Annotated in this window: 3 rRNA genes; all 3 read right to left on the reverse strand. The window is 56.2% G+C overall.

Features of this window, described 5'->3' with window-relative positions:
• Positions 1-167: 167 nt before the first annotated feature.
• Positions 168-284, reverse strand: a 5S ribosomal RNA gene (gene rrf, locus FM125_RS05105).
• A 172-nt stretch (positions 285-456) separates the two neighbouring features.
• A 23S ribosomal RNA gene (locus FM125_RS05110) occupies positions 457-3,551 on the reverse strand.
• A 434-nt stretch (positions 3,552-3,985) separates the two neighbouring features.
• A 16S ribosomal RNA gene (locus tag FM125_RS05115) occupies positions 3,986-5,509 on the reverse strand.
• The 16S, 23S and 5S rRNA genes sit together here, the layout of an rRNA operon.
• Positions 5,510-6,136: the final 627 nt, after the last annotated feature.

Consider the following 6,136-nt stretch of genomic DNA (forward strand, 5'->3'; position numbering starts at 1 on the left):
GGGCACTGGTCCAGCCGGCACCGGCAAGAGAAGGCCCCGCGCACCAACACACCACGCCCGAACGCCGCACCCACACGGCAGCCCCGCACAAAAACGGGAAACCACGGCACACAAAAAAAGGGGAGGCCCCGTACCACACAGGTACGGGGCCTCAACCCACAAAGAATGTCCGGCGGCGACCTACTCTCCCACAACCTCCCGGTTGCAGTACCATCGGCGCTGTGGGCCTTAGCTTCCGGGTTCGGAATGGAACCGGGCGTTTCCCCCACGCTATGACCGCCGTAACCCTAGAACCACACCCCCAACACCCAAACAAGGCCAAGGGGCGGGTAAACCTCACAAGTCACAACACATCGCGACACATATTCACTTACACGCTCAAGCAACCATACACCACAGTCACCCAAGGCTGCAATCAGACAACCGCACAGTGGACGCGAACACCACAACAAAAGTGTTTGTAAGTCATCGGCCTATTAGTACTGGTCAGCTCCACACGTCGTCAGTCCGTGCTTCCACATCCAGCCTATCAACCCAGTGTTCTAGCTGGGGGCCTCACACCCTCAAAGGGGCAAGGAAATCTCATCTCGAAGCCGGCTTCCCGCTTAGATGCTTTCAGCGGTTATCCATCCCGAACGTAGCTAATCAGCCATGCACCTGGCGGTACAACTGACATACCAGAGGTTCGTCCGTCCCGGTCCTCTCGTACTAAGGACAGACCTTCTCAAATTTCCAACGCGCGCAGAGGATAGGGACCGAACTGTCTCACGACGTTCTGAACCCAGCTCGCGTACCGCTTTAATGGGCGAACAGCCCAACCCTTGGGACCAACTCCAGCCCCAGGATGCGACGAGCCGACATCGAGGTGCCAAACCATGCCGTCGATATGGACTCTTGGGCAAGATCAGCCTGTTATCCCCGAGGTACCTTTTATCCGTTGAGCGACGGCCGTTCCACAACGAGCCGCCGGATCACTAGTCCCGACTTTCGTCCCTGCTCGAGCTGCCACTCTCACAGTCAAGCCCCCTTGTGCACTTGCACTCAACACCTGATTGCCAACCAGGCTGAGGGAACCTTTGGGCGCCTCCGTTACCATTTGGGAGGCAACCGCCCCAGTTAAACTACCCATCAGGCACTGTCCCTGACCCGGATCACGGGCCGAAGTTAGATATCCAGAGTTACCAGAGTGGTATTTCAACGATGACTCCACCAACACTGGCGTGCCGGCTTCACAGTCTCCCACCTATCCTACACAAGCAACACCGAACACCAATACCAAACTATAGTAAAGGTCACGGGGTCTTTCCGTCCTTCTGCGCGTAACGAGCATCTTTACTCGTAATGCAATTTCGCCGAGTTCACGGTTGAGACAGCGGGGAAGTCGTTACTCCATTCGTGCAGGTCGGAACTTACCCGACAAGGAATTTCGCTACCTTAGGATGGTTATAGTTACCACCGCCGTTTACTGGGGCTTAAATTCTCCGCTTCGCCGAAGCTAACGGGTCCTCTTAACCTTCCAGCACCGGGCAGGAGTCAGTCCGTATACATCGTCTTACGACTTCGCACGGACCTGTGTTTTTGATAAACAGTCGCTTCCCCCTGGTCTCTGCGGCCCCTACCCCCTCACACCAGCACGTGGTGCTCAAGGTCAGGGCCCCCCTTCTCCCGAAGTTACGGGGGCATTTTGCCGAGTTCCTTAACCATGATTCTCTCGATCGCCTTAGTATTCTCTACCTGACTACCTGTGTCGGTTTCGGGTACGGGCGGCTAGAACCTCACGCCGATGCTTTTCTAGGCAGCATAGGATCACCGGATCACCCACATGGTGGGCGCCCATCAGGTCTCAGGCACACAACCGGCGGATTTACCTACCGGCAGCCCTACACCCTTAGACCAGGTCGATTCCATTGCCTGGCCCGGCTACCTTCCTGCGTCACACCTGTTAATGCGCTTGCCTCCTCGGTTCAGGTCCCGCGCTCCACACCACACGCCCTGCTCAAAGAACAAGGTCGAGGATGCTTCGGGCGGTTAGTATCACCGAATCAGCATGGACGGTCCTTCACCGGTACGGGAATATCAACCCGTTGTCCATCGACTACGCCTGTCGGCCTCGCCTTAGGTCCCGACTCACCCAGGGAAGATTAGCTTGACCCTGGAACCCTTAGTCATCCGGCGGACGGGTTTCTCACCCGTCTTTCGCTACTCATGCCTGCATTCTCACTCGTGCACAATCCACCAGAAGTTACCCGCTGGCTTCACCTCGTGCACGACGCTCCCCTACCCATCCAGAAAAACTGAACGCCACGGCTTCGGCGGTGTACTTGAGCCCCGCTACATTGTCGGCGCGGAATCACTTGACCAGTGAGCTATTACGCACTCTTTCAAGGGTGGCTGCTTCTAAGCCAACCTCCTGGTTGTCTCAGCAACTCCACATCCTTTCCCACTTAGCACACGCTTAGGGGCCTTAACCGGTGGTCTGGGCTGTTTCCCTCTCGACTATGAAGCTTATCCCCCACAGTCTCACTGCCACGCTCTCACTTACCCGGCATTCGGAGTTTGGCTGAAGTCAGTAACCTTGTAGGGCCCATCGTCCATCCAGTAGCTCTACCTCCGGGAAGAAACACGTGACGCTGCACCTAAATGCATTTCGGGGAGAACCAGCTATCACGGAGTTTGATTGGCCTTTCACCCCTACCCACAGCTCATCCCCTCCATTTTCAACTGAAGTGGGTTCGGTCCTCCACGCGCTCTTACACGCGCTTCAACCTGGCCATGGGTAGATCACTCCGCTTCGGGTCTAGGACACGCGACTCAACGCCCTATTCAGACTCGCTTTCGCTACGGCTACCCCACACGGGTTAACCTCGCCACGTATCACTAACTCGCAGGCTCATTCTTCAAAAGGCACGCTGTCACCTGAACACGCAGGCTCCAACGGTTTGTAGGCACATGGTTTCAGGTACTATTTCACTCCCCTCCCGGGGTACTTTTCACCATTCCCTCACGGTACTGATTCACTATCGGTCAACAGGTAGTATTCAGGCTTACCAGGTGGTCCTGGCAGATTCACACGGGATTCCTCGAGCCCCGTCCTACTCGGGCAACCACTCAACAGCGGCGGAACGCATTACAACTACGGGACTGTCACCCTCTACGGTCGACCATCCAAGATCGTTCGTCTATACGCCCGCACCTCACCGCGACGTGCCGGCAGACACGCCAAGAGCAGGCCCACAACACCGCACATGCAACCCCTGCCGGGTATCACACACATACGGTTTAGCCCCATCCGCTTTCGCTCGCCACTACTCACGGAATCACTTTTGTTTTCTCTTCCTGTGGGTACTGAGATGTTTCACTTCCCCACGTTCCCCCCAACCGGCCTATGTGTTCAACCGGTGGTCACACGACACGTCGTGCGGGGTTTCCCCATTCGGAAATCCTGGTCTCAACGTCCGGTTATCGACTCCACCAGGCTTATCGCAGATTCCCACGTCCTTCTTCGGCTCCTGTTGCCAAGGCATCCACCATGCGCCCTTAGAAACTTCCAAACACTAGAAGTCCAAAAAATGAGCATAAGATGACATCATTCTCGGCATCACCACACCTCACCAAACACCCCACACAACGTGGGACACTCAGATCAACGATGCAGCAACAAAAATAAGATGCTCGCGTCCACTATGCAGTTCTCAAACAACAACCCCCACACAGCCCCACACCAACACACAGTCGATGCTTCACCATGCGAAGACTCAACCAGGAAACAACGTCACACCCACACAGGATGTGCCTGCTGTCCCAAAACCCAACAGTGTGCCAACACCAGCACGCACCACCAGCACCCACAGCTTTCCAACAACCCACAAGAGCTGCGTACTCACCAGACGCCGGCACCACCACTGGCACCATTCATTGATGTTCCACCCATGAGCAACCGACCATCACACACTCGGTGATGCCATCGGCACTAAATGCTCCTTAGAAAGGAGGTGATCCAGCCGCACCTTCCGGTACGGCTACCTTGTTACGACTTAGTCCCAATCGCCAGTCCCACCTTCGACGGCTCCTTCCACAAGGGTTAGGCCACCGGCTTCGGGTGTTACCGACTTTCGTGACTTGACGGGCGGTGTGTACAAGGCCCGGGAACGTATTCACCGCAGCGTTGCTGATCTGCGATTACTAGCGACTCCAACTTCATGGGGTCGAGTTGCAGACCCCAATCCGAACTGAGACCGGCTTTTTGGGATTAGCTCCACCTCACAGTATCGCAACCCATTGTACCGGCCATTGTAGCATGCGTGAAGCCCAAGACATAAGGGGCATGATGATTTGACGTCGTCCCCACCTTCCTCCGAGTTGACCCCGGCAGTCTCCCATGAGTCCCCACCATCACGTGCTGGCAACATAGAACAGGGGTTGCGCTCGTTGCGGGACTTAACCCAACATCTCACGACACGAGCTGACGACAACCATGCACCACCTGTGAACCCGCCCCAAAGGGGAAACCGTATCTCTACGGCGAACGAGAACATGTCAAGCCTTGGTAAGGTTCTTCGCGTTGCATCGAATTAATCCGCATGCTCCGCCGCTTGTGCGGGCCCCCGTCAATTCCTTTGAGTTTTAGCCTTGCGGCCGTACTCCCCAGGCGGGGCACTTAATGCGTTAGCTGCGGCGCGGAAACCGTGGAATGGCCCCCACACCTAGTGCCCAACGTTTACGGCATGGACTACCAGGGTATCTAATCCTGTTCGCTCCCCATGCTTTCGCTCCTCAGCGTCAGTTACAGCCCAGAGACCTGCCTTCGCCATCGGTGTTCCTCCTGATATCTGCGCATTCCACCGCTACACCAGGAATTCCAGTCTCCCCTACTGCACTCTAGTCTGCCCGTACCCACCGCAGATCCGGAGTTAAGCCCCGGACTTTCACGGCAGACGCGACAAACCGCCTACGAGCTCTTTACGCCCAATAATTCCGGATAACGCTCGCACCCTACGTATTACCGCGGCTGCTGGCACGTAGTTAGCCGGTGCTTCTTCTGCAGGTACCGTCACTTTCGCTTCTTCCCTACTGAAAGAGGTTTACAACCCGAAGGCCGTCATCCCTCACGCGGCGTCGCTGCATCAGGCTTGCGCCCATTGTGCAATATTCCCCACTGCTGCCTCCCGTAGGAGTCTGGGCCGTGTCTCAGTCCCAGTGTGGCCGGTCACCCTCTCAGGCCGGCTACCCGTCGTCGCCTTGGTGAGCCATTACCTCACCAACAAGCTGATGGGCCGCGAGTCCATCCAAGACCGAAATTCTTTCCAACACCCACCATGCGGTGAATGCTCCTATCCGGTATTAGACCCCGTTTCCAAGGCTTATCCCAGAGTCAAGGGCAGGTTACTCACGTGTTACTCACCCGTTCGCCACTAATCCACCCCAGCAAGCTGGAGCTTCATCGTTCGACTTGCATGTGTTAAGCACGCCGCCAGCGTTCATCCTGAGCCAGGATCAAACTCTCCGTAAAAAAATTACAGAACAACCAGTCAACAGCCGGAAAAACCATCAACCAGTCAATTCAATCACTGGCACGCCATCGACACAGACACACGGGGGTGCGCCCGCCGACAGCCACCAATCAATAAATAATTGGCATCAACAAACTTGGCACACTATTGAGTTCTCAAACAACAGGCGCTTCCGACACTCAGCTCGACCCGCCATCGCGGCGCTTCGCTCCGGAGCAACTTCTCCATCCTAGCCGACCGACCAGAGAGTGTCAACTTGATGTTCTCAAGTCATTCACCATCCGGCCGTGGCAGACAAGGACTAACCTTACCACCACCAACCCGGTCCCTGTCAAACCCAACCGCTGGCAGCAACACTGCCAACCGGATCCTCCAGGACTCACACCAGCCGGCACGCACCAGAAGGCCTCCACGACCCCAGACACGAACCGCACTGACACACCAGGCGATCAGCTCTTCAAGAATACCCCTTCACTCCCCAAAGGAAATGACCGGGATGCTGACGTGAACACGGCAAACAACCGCTTGTTTCTCGTGTTTTCTACGGAAACCGTGGTACTCACTCCGACGCTGCGAACTGATCCGTTCCGCGCCTCAGCACGAGAAAGAACTCTACACACATCCCC

It is taken from the genome of Micrococcus lylae (assembly GCF_900163825.1).
GTDB lineage: Bacteria > Actinomycetota > Actinomycetes > Actinomycetales > Micrococcaceae > Micrococcus > Micrococcus lylae.